This window comes from Mycobacterium sp. IDUB_37 (assembly GCF_055419245.1).
On the sequence record NZ_JBVAXG010000004.1, the window covers coordinates 612,194 to 628,041 of the forward strand.

A 15,848-nucleotide genomic window follows, 5' to 3' on the forward strand; every position below is an offset into this window, starting at 1 on the left:
GAACTAATCAGGTGAGGGACCGGGAGTCCGCCACGTCGTACTCGGCCACGGACGCCGAAGTCATCGCCGCGCCTTGATCCTCCGACGGCCCCTCACCTCGGAATGCCTCGACCGCGGACTGCGACTCCCACCGCTCAAAGATGTTGATCCGCGCCGGATCGAGTAGGTCGGCGCTGATCGCGAAGTCGAGGCAACCCGGCGCCTCGCGCGCCTGCTCGACCACGGATACGCACCCCGCCAGATATTGCTCGCGATCGTTGGGTTCGACTTTGATGTGGCCGGCCACTATCACCATGGGCAATCACTTCCGTTCGTTCGGCTTTTGGTGCAGCCAGGCGAATTGCTCAATTCCGACCGCCTGCAGCACTATTCGTGACGCCATCGGCCACGAACGCAACGGCTCGGGGCCGGCCACGATCTCTGGCCGTTCGACGTGAAAGGTCTCGCCTCTCCATTCGAGTGTGCCGCCACTCGCACTGAGATTGCGGAACCAGTCGGTCGCGGTGCCATAAGTCAACGGCACCAGGAAGCCGTCGCCGTAGGCATTCACGCCGAGCGAAGTCTGATAGCTACGTCCACTTTTGCGCCCGGTATGAGTCAGTAACCCGTGGTCTGACTGTCGCGTTCCGGACGTTCTTCGGCTCACGGCGTTGGCCGCCTTCAGCAACCGCCGGAAGGAGTCGTATCTGAGCAGCGCGGCCCGATTTCGACGGGCGGCTCTGAACAACAACACCACCAGCAATTGGCCGACAACGACCGCAAGAACGACCATCAGGGCGGCCTTCGCAGCACGGGACGTTGGGGTTGTCGAGGCCATGCGGTGAGCGTAGGCCGTCGGTGCTGGGCCGGGCAGCGGCACTTGGGTGAGGGGCGCATGATCAACTCCGGTTGTTACCATCGCGCGGTGAGCCGATTTTCCAGGCGCGACGTGCTGAAATGCGCGTTCGCAGCACCGGTAGTCCTCGCCGCCGCCGTCGCAGTTCCACGCGCGACCGCGGCCGGCATCTCCGGAATGAGTGTGTTCCTCGACCCCGGTCACAACGGTGTCGCCGACGCTTCGATCAACCAACAGGTCCCCAACGGCCGCGGCGGCACCAAGCCCTGCAACACCTCAGGGACCGGGGCGAACGACGGCTATGCCGAGCACGCGTTCACCTGGGACGTCACCAATATGGTTGCGAGCAACCTGCTGGGACAGGGGGTGAACGTCCAGCTGTCGCGCAGTGATGACAGCTCCGCCGGACCTTGCGTTAACGACCGCGCCGCGCGAGCCAACGCGATGCACCCGGACGCCATCGTCAGCATCCACGCCGACGGCGGCCCCGCGTCCGGGCATGGATTCCACGTCAACTACTCCAGCCCGCCGCTCAACGATTCCCAGTCGGGCGGCTCGGTTCAGCTCGCCAACGCGATGCGCGGTGCCCTGATCGCGGCCGGCCTACAGCCCGCCAACTACATCGGGTCCGACGGCCTCTACGGTCGCGCCGACCTCGCCGGCCTGAACTTCGCGGAGTACCCGGCCGTGCTCGTCGAACTCGGCAACATGAAGAACACCGAAGACGCCGCCCAGATGGAAAGCCCGGAGGGGCGGGCGAGGTACGCCAGCGCTGTGACCCAAGGGATCGTCAACTATCTCCAAGCCAAAGCGGGGTAGCACCCGGCGTGTGATCGCGGTGGTCGCAGCGGTGGTTGTGGCGATCGCGATTGTCACGCTCACCGCGGCCGTCACCCATCGCTATGCTTCCGCGCCGCGAACGGCCGCACCGGCACCGCCTGCGCAACGGAGCACGCCGCCAACGCAATCCGCGCCGGTGGACCTGAAGGCTGATTTCGGGCAGTTGGCCATCCGGCTGAACGCGACCATGGGTATCAGCTTCAGCGCCATCGGGAGCGGGCAATCCATCACCAGCTGGGGCGAGTGGCCCGAGGGGCGGGCCTGGTCCACCATCAAGGTGCCCCTGGTGATCGCCGAATACCGTCATCAGCACAGCGTCACCGACAAGATGAAGGCCGCGATCACCGAATCGGATAACGCTGCCGCCGAAGCACTTTGGCAGCAACTCGGCGCGCCGGCTGCCGCCGCGCAGCAGGTCGAGCAGGTCCTGCGCGAAACCGGCGACCCGACCGTCGTCGAATCGCGAAAGCTACGACCAGAATTCACCGCTTTCGGCCAAACCGAGTGGTCGCTGGCCAATCAAGTGCGATTCCTGGCGAGCGCATTCTGCAATAAGGACAATGACCCGATCTTCGCTTTGATGGGCCAGATCGATCCGCAACAGAGCTGGGGGATCGGCACCATCCCCGGCACGCAATTCAAAGGCGGTTGGGGTCCGTCACCGGCGGGCAAATACCTCGTCCGCCAATTCGGTGTCCTGACCACCCCGGCCGGCAAGGTCGCTGTCGCGATCGCCGCCGAGCCGGCATCGGGATCGTTCGACGACGGCAGGCATGCCCTGGACGAAACCGCGATCTGGTTGGCGAGCCGCCTCACCCAGCTGCCCGCCGGACAGTGCCAGGGAAAGCCCTAGACACCTGGTACCGTGCCGCATAATCCCTAACGGGAGGAGGTGACGGTGTCAGCGGACGACCAGCGTGTCGGCACGACCTTCGGCAAGTACACGATTACCGGCGTCCTCGGCAAAGGCGGGATGGGCGAGGTCTACGAGGCCTACGACAACCAGATCAGAAGGACTGTCGCCCTCAAGATCATCAAGGGGCAGTACGCGAACGACCGGAAATTCCGCACCCGGTTCGAGCGGGAATCACACGCCGCCGCGACACTGCAGGAACCGCACGTCATCCCGATCCACGGCTTCGGCGAGATCGACGGCTCGCTGTTCATCGACATGCGCTTGGTGCGCGGCAAAGACCTGGACAGTTTGCTGACCGAGCGTCCGCTCGAGCCGGGCCGCGCGGTCGCCATCGTCACCCAGATCGCGGCCGCACTCGATGCCGCGCACGCCGACGGCCTGGTGCACCGCGACATCAAGCCACAGAACATCCTGGTCACCCCGGCTGACTTCGCCTACCTGGTCGACTTCGGCATCGCCGAGGTGATGGGGGAGCACACCCGGCTCACGGGGGTCAACATGCGCGTCGGCTCCTGGGCCTACATGGCGCCGGAACGATTCACCGATCAGGAGCTCACGCCCGCCGCCGACATCTACTCGTTGGCCTGCGTCTTGTACGAGGCGCTGACCGGCCAACTGCCGTTCCCGGCCGAGACCCAGGGCGGGTTCGTCGCGGCGCACTTGTCGACGCCGCCACCGCGGCCAAGCCTGACGAACCCGCGGATCCCGGCGACACTGGACGCAGTCATCGCCCGGGGCATGGCGAAGGAACCCGACGATCGTTACGGCAGTGCCGGTGCATTCGGCCGCGCCGCCGAACGAGCGCTGCGCAGCGGTGCGCGGACCGCGGTGGACCCGTCCGAGGATCCGACCCAGCAAGCGTCGTGGCCGCAGCAGCAGGCGCCGCGGCCGCGGCAACCGCCGCCACAACAGGCGCCGCGACCGCAACCACAACCACAGCCGCAACCACGAGCGCAGCAACCGATGCCGCCGTATCAGGCGGTCTACTCGCCCCCTCAACCTGTCAGCGAAACGCCCAGTAAGCCCGGACGGAGCTGGTTGGTTCCCACCGTGGTCGCGGTCATCGCGGTCCTGGCGATCGTCGCGATCGGCGTGGTCGTCGGGCTGCCGTCGGATAAGGACTCGCCGCAAACGCAGCCAACGTCGTCGTCGTTGACGGTCCCGCCGACCATCCCGCCATACTCGGACGAGCCGACGACATCGATACCGCAGCAATCGATCCCGCCGCGGCCCACTGGCAGCGCGATTCCGCCGTTGGTGACCGGTCCCGACCAGAGCACCACCCACCAAAGCTGCGACCAGGGTTTCCAATTGAGCGACGCCACCGGGTTCGGGTCGCACGGCGGGCGGGGCTCCGTGGCCACATCCTGCTACTTCGCCAACACGGTGCTGCGCACGTACTGGAACACCTACGGCAACGCCACCACCTCCGGCACCCGGACGGTCTCGGCGCCGGGCGCGGTCGACTGCAACACCGTGGCCGGTGCCAGTTGCGACCCGCGGAACAAGGCGAATTTTCTGATGCAGTGCGGCGGGGACGGCGCGAATTCCTGGATCCGATGCATCGGCGGCAAGGACGCGGTCGTCTATCTGTGGTAGCCGAAAGGCGTTACAGCAGTTCGGTAATCGAGGTGGTGACGATCAGCAGCAATGCGGCGATCCCAATGATGTGCACCTGCCGGCGAGGATTGATGTTTGTCGGCAGCGGAATTTCTGCCAACGTTTTCTGACGTCGTAGCGCGATCCCATAGGTGAGCAGCGCTACGGCGCAGGCCAATCCGGCCGGGATCAGCGCGCCGGACCCCACTTTGGCACCATGAACATCCTTGACGGCCAGCAGTGCGCCATTGACCAGGAATGCGAACGACGTCCGCGTCCAAGCCAGGGTGGTCCGCTCGACCGGCCCACCAGTCGTGAAGCGCGGGGCGGTCAACCCGTGACCGCCTTGGCAATAACTAATGCGAGTGCGATCAACCCCAGCACGATGAGACCTATCGCAAGCAAACCAGGCGTCGGATGCTTCGGGAGCGGGAGACCTCGGCGCATCGCGTGATCCGCCTGCCGCCAGCGCTGCAATCCGATCCCGCTGGTGCAGATGGCCAGCATGGCGAGGCCGACGCCGAGCACGCGTCGCGCGCCGGGCACCGCCAGTTCCGGGACGAGTTGCACCAACGCGACCGCGGCGGCCAGCAGCCCCAGCGAAGTGCGCTGCCAGGCCAGGAAAGTCCGCTCGTTGGCGAGGGTGAAGCGATAGTCGGGTTCTTGCTCGGTGACTGCAATGACTTCTTCGTCGGTGGCCACGTGGACATCGTAGATTCGGTTGGGTGCTGAAAGCGTTGCTATTTGATGTACAGGGGACCGCGACGGACTTTCATTCGACGGTCACCGACGAGGCACGGCGGATCAGTGCCGGTCGGCACCCCGGCGTCGACTGGGATGACCTGGTCCGACGCTGGCGTGCGGGGTATTTCGCGGCGTTGGAAACTGGACGTGAAGGGGCGTGGATCACGGTTCACTCTGTCTACCGCCGGGTTCTCGATGACGTTCTGGACGAAGTCGGCGTCGACGATCTCGCCGGCCCCGAACGCGACGAGCTCACCCTGGCCTGGCAACGGCTGCGCCCCTGGCCGGACACCGTCGCGGGGCTGACCCGGCTGAAGACTCGCTACACCCTGGCGACGCTGTCCAACGCCGACGTCAGCGCGGTGGTCAACCTCTCCAGGCGGGCCGGACTGCCCTGGGACGCCATCTTTACCGCCGAGATGGCCGGGGCCTTCAAACCAGACCCGGCCGCCTACCGGATGGCCGCGACGTACCTCGGCCTGCAACCCGCCGAGATCATGATGGTGGCCAGCCACAAGTACGACATTCGGGCCGCCGCCGAACTGGGCTTCCAGACCGCGTTCGTGGCCCGACCGCTGGAGTTCGGCGCCGGCGCCACCGCGGACGTGGCCTACGAAGACGAGTTCGACATCAACACATCCGACTTCCTCGATCTGGCACAGCAACTCGGCTGTTAGCCGAAAGCCCTTGCGCATCTGCCGGTTACGCTGGCCCGCATGTCGTCAAAGGAACAGCTGTGGAAGCAGCGCACCGAGTGGCCGCTCGCGGCGGTCGCCGTCGCCTTCCTCGTGATGTACTCGGTGCAGATACTTGCTCAGCCGCACGGTGAATTGGCGCGAGTGCTGTGGTTGCTGTGCTGGATCTCGTGGACCCTGTTCGTCGGCGACTATTTTGCGCGCCTGTTGCTGGCCGAGGATCGTCGAGAGTGGTTCCTGCTGCACCTTTTTGATCTGTTGATTGTGGCGCTGCCCTTCATGCGGCCGCTGCGGATGCTGCGCTTGGTCGTCCTGCTCGGTGTGCTGCAAAAGGCCGTCGGTCATGCGGTTCGCGGTCAGATTCTGCTGTACACCATTTCCGGGGTCACGCTGCTGATTTATGTAGCGTCGCTGGCCATCTTGGACGCCGAACGCCACCACCCGGGCGCCCCGATCAACTCCTTTGGCAACGCGGTGTGGTGGGCCATCACCACGGTCACCACCGTGGGCTACGGCAACCTCTATCCGGTGACCGTCACCGGACGGGTGGTCGCGGTGATGTTGATGATCGGCGGCATCAGCCTGATTGGTGTGGTGACCGCATCGCTGGCCTCATGGATAGTCCAGCGGGTGTCGGAAACCGACACCGCCAATCAAGCCGCGACCACCGTCCAGATCGACGAACTGCGCGACGAAATCCGCGCGCTCACTGAGCAATTGCGCCAGCGCAACACGTCGGAAAGCTAGGCCACTGCGGCTATCACGAGCCGATCAGCGTCAGCAGCGGGCTCGCCAGACGTTGGCTTCCTTGTATGCATCGCGCAGAAACTTGCGCTGCGCTTTGTCGGCAGGACCCCATCAGTCGTTAACCTGACTTCCAGCGGGTACACGCGACCGAGAGCCCAGGCACGTTTGGTGAGCAAAGGGGTCACACATGACCATCATCGACAGGACTTTCCGCACCGTGGGTCGCGCGCTGAAAGGCGCGGCAACGGCGACGGCGGAGGTGCCGGCTCCGGCTCTGGCCATGAGTGCGATCGGGTTGTTCGGCCTGGTCGATTGGCCGCTCGTGGTAGCCGTCAGCGGCAGCGCCTTTGTACTGCATCGAGCTGGCCTCATCGGCAAAAAGGCGGGGCCGATCGAGGTGTCGGAAGGCGATGCCGCCCACGGCCCGGACTAGATAACCCGCTGGCCTGCATCCTCATCAGCAACGCCGACGTCTTGTGGTTCCTCGAGCGACACGCCTCGCGTTTCCGGCAGCAGGTAGGTGCAGACCAGGCTGATCAGGACCATGATCGCCATCATGAATCCGATGCTCCAACTGCCGTAGTGGTTGAGCAGCGGGCCGGCAATCAGTGGTGGCACGGCCCCGCCGAGGATGCCGGCAAGGTTGATCGCGAGTCCGGCGCCGGTGTAGCGATGCCACGTGGTGAACAGTTCGGGCACGAACGAGGCCATCGGGGCGTAGGTGACCGCTGAGATGGCGTAGATGCCGGCGATCGCCAGCGCAAACAGGCCCGGCACGTCGGCGTCGATCAGTGGAATGACCGCGAACGACCAGGGCACAGCCGCCGCCCACCCGGCCAGGATGACCGGACGGCGGCCAACCCGGTCGCAGAGTCTGGCGGACACCGGAACCAGCGCGGTCCACACCAGGCCGCCGAGGATTCCGGCGATCAGTATCACGTTGCGGGACATACCGAGATGGCTGTGCGCATAGCTGGTCAGGTACGCCCCGGCCATGTAGACGTAGGTGAACAGTGCCACGAAGCTGCCCGACGCCAGCACGACGTAGGCAGGCTGCTGCCGGATGACATCCAGCAGTGGCGCCCGCGGAGGCCTGCTGTGTGCCTGTTGCTTTCGGAACACCGGGGTTTCGTCAATGGTGACCCGCACGTATAGGGCGATGGCCACCAGCAGCCCGCTGAGCAGGAAGGGCACTCGCCAACCCCAGTTGAGGAACGCCGGACTTGTCTCTCCCACTGTGTAATTGACGATCAGAAAGGTCAGGCCGGTCAGCAACGTCGCGATGCCAGCGCCGATCGCTGTGAAGGTGCCGTAGCGACCGCGTTGACCGCTCGGCGCGTATTCGGCGGCTAACAATGCCGATCCCGCCCACTCGCCGCCGACCGCAAAGCCCTGCAACAGTCGCAAGGTCACCACAATCGCCGGCGCCGCCTCGCCGATCGTCGCCTCGCCGGGCGTCAGCCCGACGGCTACCGTGCACAGGCCCATGATCAGCAAAGTGGCGACCAGGGTCGCCTTCCGTCCCAGCCGATCACCGAAATGTCCGAAGACGGCGCCGCCCAACGGCCTCGACACAAACGCGGCGGCGAACGTGCCCATCGAGGCGATCGTCGCCATCGCCGGGCTGAGGTTCGGGAAGAAAACGGTGGGAAACACCAAGGCCGCAGCAGTGCCGTAGATGTAGAAGTCGTAGAACTCGACGGTGGTGCCGACCATGCACGCGAACGCAATTCGTTTGACGCTGACGGGTTTGCTCACTGTCAGTGGCGCGCTGACCCGGTCAGCAACTGACCGTTGGCGCCTTGGAGCAGGCAGATCACGGTGCTCGGATCCGGATCGGCGCCGGTTCTGTCCTGATGTGAGTCGATCAGCCAGCCCACCGTGTAGGGACTGCCTTCGACGGGTTGTCCGGTGTAGGACGCGACGCCCGCAGCACACTCCCGATTGGCGACGGTGACGATGACCGAGTCGACGGCCACCGGCGCGCGCAGGAATACCTCCGCCAGATGCGGTGCCGCGCAATCGGCCACCGTGACGGTGATGCGGCTGAGATCTGCCGGTGGAAGGTCGAGTACACACTGACCGACCTGTAAGTCGATCCACTTCTGCGTCTGCCTGGCGGGGCTGGCGGGCTTCGGGGCAACCGCGGCGGTGACCGCCGTTGCTGACGAGGTGCTGGCCGCCATGGGTGCGGTGGCCTGGTGCGTCGGGGTGGCACAGCCCGCCAGCAGCGCCGCGGCACCTAGGCCGCACAGCGCGTCGCGGTTCCGAACCATCATGGCGGCGAGTGTAGGCATCCCGGTCCGCACGGGTACGCACATTCGGCCAAATCTGCGCATTCTGTGCGGGCCTGTCCCGTGATACGTTCCGACACGATGCGCCGCCACCTGTCCGACGTCCAACGCGTTATGCAACCCGCGGCGCGACTGCGCGAACAGGCCGAAGCGCTCGACGACTACGTCGGCAACGGCGACAGCGTGCTCGACGTCGGGTGCGGTACCGGGCATCTCTCGGAATATCTGCGCGACATGTACGGGGCGGTCCCAACCGGCGTCGACGTCAAAGATTTCCGCGCCGTCGACATCCCTTTCACGGAGTTCGACGGCACCTCAATCCCTTTTCCGGACAACTCGTTTGACCATGTCATCCTCAGCGAGGTGCTGCACCACAGCCACGATCCGGTAGGGCTCATCGCGGAGTGCCGACGAGTCGCGCGCCGTCGCATCATCGTGTTCGAAGACATGCCCGACGGACTGGTTGGAAAGGTCGCGCTGTTCGCGCACGTGCAAGCCTTCGCGCGCTACCACCGCTACCCATTCCGCCCCGCCCGCCCTGACGAATACCGCAAGGCGCTCGCCTGGCTTGGCACGAATACCGAGTGTGTCGCCCGAGTTCCGCAGCCCCCGGAGTGGCTGGGCGTCTACCCGCGGATTCTGTACGTCTACGAACTGCCTTTGGCCGACTAGCCCCGGACCGTTTCGATCGCCCAGGCCGGCATGATCGGCGCGCGAGTGAGTCCGTGATCGCCCTGGCCGATGCTACGCAACAGCCACTGCACCCGCAGGATGCAGCAGCCCATCCGGACCATCGAGAAGATCTCGTACCAATCCAGCGCCTGCAGGGGCCGACCGATCTTTTCCTCGAAGCGCTCGATGACCCGCGCCCGACTATCGAAGCCGGACAGCTCTGGATCGGCGTCAATCCCGTTGACCTCCAACGTTTGCCGACGGGTGGCCAGCCACCAGGCGAAGTCGGTCTCGGCCGGACACAGGCAGGCCTGCTCCCAGTCCAGCACCCCGATGATCTGACCGTTGTCGTCGAAGATGGCGTTGGACAATCGCGCGTCGCCCCAGCAGACCGCGAGTTCGGCGGGGTCGTCGGGCCGGTGGCGATGCAGCCAGTCGAAGGCTTCCGCGATGAGCCCGGGTACCTGCCTGTCGGTGGCCCATTCGACGTACTCGCGCCACCATGCCAGTTCGGCACTATTGCCGACGCCCTGCGGGCGGTGCAGCCAGGGCGCCTGATCTACCGGAACCCGTTGCAACGCAACCAAAGTATCGACGAACGAATCGTGAACTCGCCGCTGCACATCGACACCGGCGCCGTGCAGCCATCCGCGCGACGCATACGAGGTGTCCGACGGGGTGTGTCCGACAATGCGCGGCATCACCAGGAAGTTCGACCCGAGCCACGACGTGTCGGGCTCGAAGTAGATCGGCGATGGTGTGGCGACACCGTGCTTATGCAGGAAGTCCTGGGTTCTGGTCTGGCCGGCCAAGTCGTACTCGGCATAGATGCCGCCGCCGGAGGGCGGGATCCGCACGACGAATTCTCGGGTGTCGTCCACGCTGAACAGCAGGCTCTCGCTGGACCACCCCGCGGCGCGGTTGGCCGGACCCAACTCGCCGACGTCGACAGACTCGCCGAACCTGTGCTCGAACCAACCCGCGAGTTGCCGACGGGTAGCGGCAAGATCACGTTGGACAAGCGACAGCCCAGCCATAGACAAACAGTTACATATCAAGTATCAGATGTAAATAGACTCTGCTTACATATAAGGCATAAGACGTAAAGGAGGATCTCGATGGTCAGACCGGAGCCTCTGACGTTCGGGGACATCGAAGATACGACGAGACCGCTCGCGATCGTCGTGCACGGATTCCCTGACACACCGCATACCTGGAGGCATCTCGGGCCGGTGCTGGCCGAGCGCGGGTACCGGGTGGTGGCACCGTGGCTGCCGGGCTACGACGCACCGGCGACCGGACCGATCAGTGTCGGCACCTACGTGCGGCACGTGCTTGCGGTTCGCGTCGCCTATCGCGGCGATGAGCGCGCCGTCCTCGTCGGGCACGATTGGGGAGCTCACACGGCCTACGGGACGGTGGCCAGTGAACCGGGCGCGTTCCGCCGTCTGGTGACGCTCGCCGTCCCGCCGAGTCCGGCGCTGGGAGAATCGATCTTCAGCTATCCCCAGCTCAAGCGCTCCTTTTACATCTGGCTCATCCAGCAGGTCGGGCTGGCGGAGCATGTGCTGGTGCAGCCTGGATTCTGGGAACAGCTGTGGGCGGACTGGTCGCCGGGATACGATGCGCAACAGGATATTTCGTTGCTGCGCGAGTACGTCACTGCCGACACCATCACGGGCGTGATCGCTCCCTACCGCGCGACATTCAACCCTGACTTCGCCGACCCCGAGGCCGCCGCGGAAGAGGTTGCCGCACTTACTGCGCCATCGATACCGACCTTGTACTTGCACGGCACCAACGACGGTGGGTTGGGTGCCGAAGTGGTAGCCGGTGCGGCCGAGCACCTACAAGCTGCTGGATCGGCATTCGAAATGATCAACAGCACAGGTCATTTCCTGCATCTGGAACGCCCTGACGTTATCGCAGAACGTGTTTGCGCTTGGCTGGCCGACTAGCTAGCGGTCGCTGGGCGAGCAGGCCGGCGACCAATGCCTGCGGCATAACGTAATTCAGCCAGAAACTGATCGCTGTCGTTGCCACCCACCAGGTAGTGGCACACCGCCACCCGCACCACCGTGGACGCCGCCAAATCGGCATTCTCGCCGGGGATCAGGCGCGCGATGCGTTCGTGCAGCACCGGCATCACCCGCTTCATCTGTGCAAGAACGTGTTCGGGCTCGGTGTCGGCCAGGAAGCCCAGCGAGTAAGTGTGCTGGAAGGAGACGACGAATTGCAGAGCCGCATCGAGCCTTTCGGTACCACGAAGGCCGGCGACGGCCGTAGCCATGCCGGCGTCGAAGTTGTCCTGCTCGTAGAGTCCGAACGCGGCGAGCAGTTCGTCCTTCGACGGGAAATACCGGTACAGCGTCGGCCGGGAAACCTTGGCCTCGGCGGCCACCTCGGAGAGCATCAACCGCTTGCGACCACTACGCGCGAGCACCACGAACGTGGCCGCCAAGATCCGTCGACGCGTCGACGCTTCGGCGCTGGGAGGCAGACGGACGGGCACGTGGAGTACTTTACATCCATACCATCAAATGTCACACTGCATGGCGAGACAAAGGGACTCTAAACGTAAGGCAACTGGCGATGCTGTCAACCAATTACGGCGGTCTGGTACCCGAGGATGAGTCCTTGACGCATCAGATTGTCGACACGTTCGCCACGGTCAGCCAGTCGGACCCGTCCTGGACGGAAAAGATCTGGACTATCGCGCACGCGCGGGACAACTCGCTGCAGTTGGTCCTCGGTATCGGCAAGTACACCAACAGGGGGGTCTTCGACGGTGCCGGCGGTGTGTGCCGGGGCACCGAACAGTGGACCGTCCGCGCTGGTCGCAGGCTGTCCTCGGACCCGTCGGGCACCGACGTCGGCCCCATTCACTACAGCGTCGTGGAACCGCTGAAAGCCATCCGCGTCACGCTAGACAAGAGCGAGCACGCGCCGATCGCCTTCGACGTCACCATGCGCGGCAGCTTCGGCGCGGCACTGGAGGATCCCTGGCCGGACCGCAGCCCAGACGGCTTTCGGGTGACCCATAACGTGTTGCGCTACCACCAGATTGGGGTGGCCTCGGGGTGGGTGGAACTCGACGGCGTCCGCACCGACGTCAACCCGGACGAGTGGATCTCGATACGCGATCACTCCTGGGGCCTGCGTCCCGGCGTCGGCAAACCCATCCCCGGCCTGCCGCGCGGAGGTCGGCGCATCAACCAGATGCTGATGACCTGGTGTCCGATGACGCTCACCAGGCCGAACGGGTCGGCCTACTCGCTTTTCGTGTTCTTCCAGCAGGAGAAGGGCGAGGGCTTCGAATCCACCCGCTTCCAAGCCGAACAACAAAACGACGACGGCACCTCGCAGCGTTTCGCCGCCGTCGAACAAGACCTGCACTTCGACGACGGCAACCGGCGCCTCACCCACGGCACCATCACGCTCACCGAAAGTGACGGCACTAAGCGGCCTTTGACGATCACCGCGGCCGGGCCCACCGGGTTTCACCTCGGCACCGCCGGCTACTACGGCTGGAACGACTGGGTATACGGCGAGTGGGTCGGTGACCTCAGAGTGGAGGGCTACCACGTGCCGAACTGCGACCACCCCGACACGGCCCGCAAGGTTCACCAACTGCGGGACCTCTTGGTACGTGTAGACGATCCGGTTGGCGGCGGCACCGGCCTGGGCAACGCCGAGACCTTCGCGATGGGCGCCTTCCCCGAACGCGGTCTCAGCTCGTCGAATTCTTTTCTGTAAGCGCGGAAATCGCAGAGATCTTCAGGCCTTCATCGACCATGACCTCACTGGCAGCACGTTCTCCGGAGCGAATGGCCCCGTCAATCCAGCCGCACATCACGGACGAACTCTCGGTGCCCGCCCAATGGATTCGACCGCACGGCCTGCGCAACGCATGCCCGAACTCGGTGAGTACACCGGGCGGTGCGTGGCTGAGCATTCCGCCTCCGGAGTAACGCTCCCGGCTCCAGTTCTGCTCGACGTAATCGACCGGCGCTGCGGCCTTGGCCCCGAACCGTTCCACCAACGCATTGAGGACGGCCTGACGGCGCCCCGCTTCGTCGAGGCGCTCGTATTGTCGTGCCGTGGGGCCCTCGATGATCACACAGAGAATGCCGGACGTCGCGGTGTCGGTACAGGCGTCGATGGTGACTTGGGCCAGCGATCCTGGCGCCGCCGACTGGCCGCACAAACCGTCGCGCCGCCAAAACGGCTCGTCGTAGACGATCGAGACCTTGACGACCGCGCCGCTCGGCATCCGCTGGTGCAGAAATGACCGATCCGTGGGAAGCATTGGCTCATAAACGATTTGGCTGGCAATCGCGAGCGGGACGGCGACAATGGCGTGCCGGGCGCGGACGCTGTCGCGTTCGCTGCGCACCGTGACGCCGTTGGCGTCCTGCTCGATGGTCCGCACCGGCCGCGAGAGGTGAATCGCATCGCCCAACTCGGCGGCCATCGGTCGGTAGATCGCGCCCATGCCGCCGACAACCCGTGAATCCTGCGACCCACCTTTGGCGCTCAGCACGAAGCCGGGGCCACCGGCCGATCCCATCTGATAGAGCATGAAAAGCATCGACACCTCGCTGGCTGCCGAGGTGTAGCAGCCGGAGATGGCCAGATCGAGCAGGTCGTGCGCGGCTTTGGACCTGACATTCTTGTCCAGCCACTGGGCCAATGTCATACGGTCCCACTTCTGGGCTTTCTTTGCCTTCCAGGGGGTCTCGAGCGGGATGGACTTGCACATCTGGCCCAACTCGAACATCGCTGCGCCCAGGCTCAGTGACGCCCACGGACTCAGGGTCCACGGGACGGTGCCGTGGTAGCGGATCTGCTTACCGTCGACAACCATCATGGCTTCGCCGTCGGTGTACTGCGGGAAGGTTTTGACGCCGAATTCCTTGGTGAGTGCCAGGATTCGGTCCTGTGTCGGCCCGATCCATGCGCCACCCTTATCAATCCATGAACCGTCGTCGCGCTCCACCGTGAAAGTGCGACCACCGACCCGATCGCGCGCCTCCAACAGGACAACCGAATGGCCGGCCTGGCGAAGCCGAAGTGCCGCAGTCAAACCCGCGAAGCCAGCGCCGACGACGCATACGTCGACTTCGGTCATGACGGCGGAGTCCAAGCCACTTGCAGGCTCTTGATCCCATGAATGAACTGGGAAAGCAGACGCGCGGGTTCGTCGGTCGCGACGATATCGGGTATCTCGCGGCGCAATTCGTCGAACGCCACTCTGATCTCGCGACGGGCCAGATTGGCGCCCAGACAGAAGTGGGCGCCGCCGCCACCGAAGCCGACGTGTGGGTTGGGGTTACGTGCCAAGTCGAACATCCACGGGTTCGCGAACTTTGACTCGTCCCGGTTGGCCGAGTGGTACCACAGCGTGACCTTGTCGCCTTCAGCCATTTTGGTGCCGCTGAGTTCGATATCGCGGGTCAGGGTGCGGCGCATATAGGTCACCGGCGATGCCCAGCGCACGACCTCCTCGACGGCGCTGTGCGACAAACCGTCAAAGTCGGCCCACCATTTCTCCCGCTGCTCGGGATACCGTGACAGCGCAAGGACGCCGTGGCTGATGGCGTTTCGGGTGGTCTCGTTGCCGGCCACCACCAGCAGGATGAAGAACATCGCGATTTCCGACGACTCCAGGCGTTCGCCGTCGACCTCGGCTTCCACCAGGGCGGACGTCAGGTCGTCGTGGTGGTTGGCGCGGCGGTCTTCGGCAAGCGCGGTGGCATAGGCGCCGATGTCCATCGCAACCTGGCCGAACTCCTCGAAGTCGGTTGCCAGGTCCGGATCGCCGAAGCCGAGAATCACGTTCGTCCAATGGAATACCCGCTGATGGTCCTCTTCGGGAATGCCCATCATGTCGCAGATGATCTGCAGCGGCAGCGGTCCGGCCAGCTCGCTGACCAGATCGCATTGCCCATCGGGATGATTGGCGACCATCGAGGTCACCAACCGGTGCGCCCGCTCGCGCACCGATGTTTCGATGCGGGCCACCACCTTTGGCGTGAACGCCCTACTGACGATCGAGCGCAGCCGCTGGTGGCGCGGATCGTCCATCACGATCATCGAACCGAAATACTCGGCCAATTCCGGCGTTTGGTCGCTGATCACGATGTTGGGGCTCGAACTGAAGATTTCGGGATGACGGCTGGCGAAATGCACGTCGTCCAGCTTGGTCAGCGCCCAGTGCCCGTTGCCGGCGGTGAATCCTTCGATCTCGATCGCGGGCCAGAACGAGATCGGCGCCTCCCGGCGCAAAGTCGCAAAGGCGCCGTCGCGGTACTCGTCGTCGAGGGCCCAGAAATCCAGCGAGCCGAGCGCTATGTCGGCAACGGGGATCTCGGGCGGCGCCGTCCCGTTGACGCGTGACGCAAGGCCCGGTTGCTTGCGCGCCGTCGGGTCAGTCTTGAGGTCCATGCGATTCTCCTACGCACCGCTTCGACTGTGAAGCGCCTGCCATTCGCGAGGGTAGTCGT

The 15,848-nt window shown here is 64.8% G+C and carries 19 protein-coding genes; 9 read left to right on the top strand and 10 right to left on the bottom strand.

What is annotated here, in order from left to right:
* Nucleotides 1-7: 7 nt before the first annotated feature.
* Complete coding sequence (locus tag ACZY1I_RS17095; RefSeq protein WP_463755615.1) at nucleotides 8-295, bottom strand: putative quinol monooxygenase; 288 nt, start codon at nucleotides 293-295, stop codon at nucleotides 8-10.
* A 6-nt stretch (nucleotides 296-301) separates the two neighbouring features.
* Nucleotides 302-817, bottom strand: coding sequence for a nitroreductase family deazaflavin-dependent oxidoreductase (locus ACZY1I_RS17100; RefSeq protein ID WP_463755616.1), 516 nt, complete (start codon nucleotides 815-817; stop codon nucleotides 302-304).
* Between the two features lie 87 nt (nucleotides 818-904).
* Between ACZY1I_RS17100 and ACZY1I_RS17105 the strand changes: the two genes are divergently transcribed.
* From ACZY1I_RS17105 to ACZY1I_RS17115, 3 genes are all read left to right on the top strand, one after another.
* Nucleotides 905-1,654, top strand: coding sequence for an Rv3717 family N-acetylmuramoyl-L-alanine amidase (locus ACZY1I_RS17105; RefSeq protein ID WP_463755617.1), 750 nt, complete (start codon nucleotides 905-907; stop codon nucleotides 1,652-1,654).
* A 10-nt stretch (nucleotides 1,655-1,664) separates the two neighbouring features.
* Nucleotides 1,665-2,528 (top strand): serine hydrolase, encoded by an 864-nt coding sequence (locus ACZY1I_RS17110; protein ID WP_463755618.1) that lies wholly within the window; start codon nucleotides 1,665-1,667, stop codon nucleotides 2,526-2,528.
* Nucleotides 2,529-2,648: 120 nt separating this feature from the next.
* The gene (locus ACZY1I_RS17115; RefSeq protein WP_463755761.1) at nucleotides 2,649-4,190 is read left to right on the top strand and encodes a serine/threonine-protein kinase; all 1,542 of its coding nucleotides are present in this window, start codon (nucleotides 2,649-2,651) and stop codon (nucleotides 4,188-4,190) included.
* Between the two features lie 10 nt (nucleotides 4,191-4,200).
* Here the strand turns inward: ACZY1I_RS17115 and ACZY1I_RS17120 are convergent, their stop codons facing one another.
* Nucleotides 4,201-4,524, bottom strand: a complete 324-nt coding sequence (locus ACZY1I_RS17120) for a DUF202 domain-containing protein (RefSeq protein ID WP_463755619.1) — start codon at nucleotides 4,522-4,524, stop codon at nucleotides 4,201-4,203.
* Nucleotides 4,521-4,871: a YidH family protein gene (locus tag ACZY1I_RS17125; RefSeq protein WP_463755762.1), complete on the bottom strand. Its 351-nt coding sequence runs from the start codon at nucleotides 4,869-4,871 to the stop codon at nucleotides 4,521-4,523. The genes ACZY1I_RS17120 and ACZY1I_RS17125 overlap by 4 nt, the downstream gene beginning before the upstream one ends.
* 44 nt (nucleotides 4,872-4,915) lie before the next feature.
* Here ACZY1I_RS17125 and ACZY1I_RS17130 point away from each other — a divergent pair, with 44 nt between their 5' ends.
* From ACZY1I_RS17130 to ACZY1I_RS17140, 3 genes are all read left to right on the top strand, one after another.
* On the top strand, nucleotides 4,916-5,611 hold the full coding sequence (locus ACZY1I_RS17130) for a haloacid dehalogenase type II (RefSeq protein WP_463755620.1): 696 nt from the start codon (nucleotides 4,916-4,918) through the stop codon (nucleotides 5,609-5,611).
* Between the two features lie 39 nt (nucleotides 5,612-5,650).
* A complete protein-coding gene (locus tag ACZY1I_RS17135) occupies nucleotides 5,651-6,376 on the top strand; it encodes a potassium channel family protein (protein WP_463755621.1) in 726 nt (241 codons plus the stop codon).
* A 187-nt stretch (nucleotides 6,377-6,563) separates the two neighbouring features.
* On the top strand, nucleotides 6,564-6,809 hold the full coding sequence (locus ACZY1I_RS17140; protein WP_463755622.1) for a hypothetical protein: 246 nt from the start codon (nucleotides 6,564-6,566) through the stop codon (nucleotides 6,807-6,809).
* Here ACZY1I_RS17140 and ACZY1I_RS17145 read toward each other — a convergent pair.
* The gene (locus ACZY1I_RS17145; protein WP_463755763.1) at nucleotides 6,806-8,092 is read right to left on the bottom strand and encodes an MFS transporter; all 1,287 of its coding nucleotides are present in this window, start codon (nucleotides 8,090-8,092) and stop codon (nucleotides 6,806-6,808) included. The two genes, ACZY1I_RS17140 and ACZY1I_RS17145, sit on opposite strands and share 4 nt — an antisense overlap.
* A gap of 44 nt (nucleotides 8,093-8,136) precedes the next feature.
* On the bottom strand, nucleotides 8,137-8,655 hold the full coding sequence (locus tag ACZY1I_RS17150; RefSeq protein ID WP_463755623.1) for a hypothetical protein: 519 nt from the start codon (nucleotides 8,653-8,655) through the stop codon (nucleotides 8,137-8,139).
* A gap of 96 nt (nucleotides 8,656-8,751) precedes the next feature.
* Here ACZY1I_RS17150 and ACZY1I_RS17155 point away from each other — a divergent pair, with 96 nt between their 5' ends.
* Nucleotides 8,752-9,342, top strand: a complete 591-nt coding sequence (locus ACZY1I_RS17155; protein ID WP_463755624.1) for a class I SAM-dependent methyltransferase — start codon at nucleotides 8,752-8,754, stop codon at nucleotides 9,340-9,342.
* On the opposite strand, the gene ACZY1I_RS17160 is transcribed toward ACZY1I_RS17155, so the two are convergent.
* A complete protein-coding gene (locus ACZY1I_RS17160) occupies nucleotides 9,339-10,379 on the bottom strand; it encodes a phosphotransferase family protein (RefSeq protein WP_463755625.1) in 1,041 nt (346 codons plus the stop codon). The genes ACZY1I_RS17155 and ACZY1I_RS17160 overlap by 4 nt on opposite strands.
* Nucleotides 10,380-10,460: 81 nt before the next feature.
* Here ACZY1I_RS17160 and ACZY1I_RS17165 point away from each other — a divergent pair, with 81 nt between their 5' ends.
* Nucleotides 10,461-11,300: an alpha/beta fold hydrolase gene (locus tag ACZY1I_RS17165; RefSeq protein WP_463755626.1), complete on the top strand. Its 840-nt coding sequence runs from the start codon at nucleotides 10,461-10,463 to the stop codon at nucleotides 11,298-11,300.
* On the opposite strand, the gene ACZY1I_RS17170 is transcribed toward ACZY1I_RS17165, so the two are convergent.
* On the bottom strand, nucleotides 11,297-11,854 hold the full coding sequence (locus tag ACZY1I_RS17170; RefSeq protein ID WP_463755627.1) for a TetR/AcrR family transcriptional regulator: 558 nt from the start codon (nucleotides 11,852-11,854) through the stop codon (nucleotides 11,297-11,299). The genes ACZY1I_RS17165 and ACZY1I_RS17170 overlap by 4 nt on opposite strands.
* 80 nt (nucleotides 11,855-11,934) lie before the next feature.
* Here ACZY1I_RS17170 and ACZY1I_RS17175 point away from each other — a divergent pair, with 80 nt between their 5' ends.
* On the top strand, nucleotides 11,935-13,098 hold the full coding sequence (locus ACZY1I_RS17175) for an Rv3169 family protein (RefSeq protein ID WP_463755628.1): 1,164 nt from the start codon (nucleotides 11,935-11,937) through the stop codon (nucleotides 13,096-13,098).
* Here ACZY1I_RS17175 and ACZY1I_RS17180 read toward each other — a convergent pair.
* The gene (locus ACZY1I_RS17180) at nucleotides 13,073-14,473 is read right to left on the bottom strand and encodes a flavin monoamine oxidase family protein (RefSeq protein ID WP_463755629.1); all 1,401 of its coding nucleotides are present in this window, start codon (nucleotides 14,471-14,473) and stop codon (nucleotides 13,073-13,075) included. The two genes, ACZY1I_RS17175 and ACZY1I_RS17180, sit on opposite strands and share 26 nt — an antisense overlap.
* Entirely contained in the window at nucleotides 14,470-15,789 is a 1,320-nt protein-coding gene (locus tag ACZY1I_RS17185; RefSeq protein ID WP_463755630.1) for a cytochrome P450, read from the bottom strand. The genes ACZY1I_RS17180 and ACZY1I_RS17185 overlap by 4 nt, the downstream gene beginning before the upstream one ends.
* Between the last annotated feature and the right edge of the window lie 59 nt (nucleotides 15,790-15,848).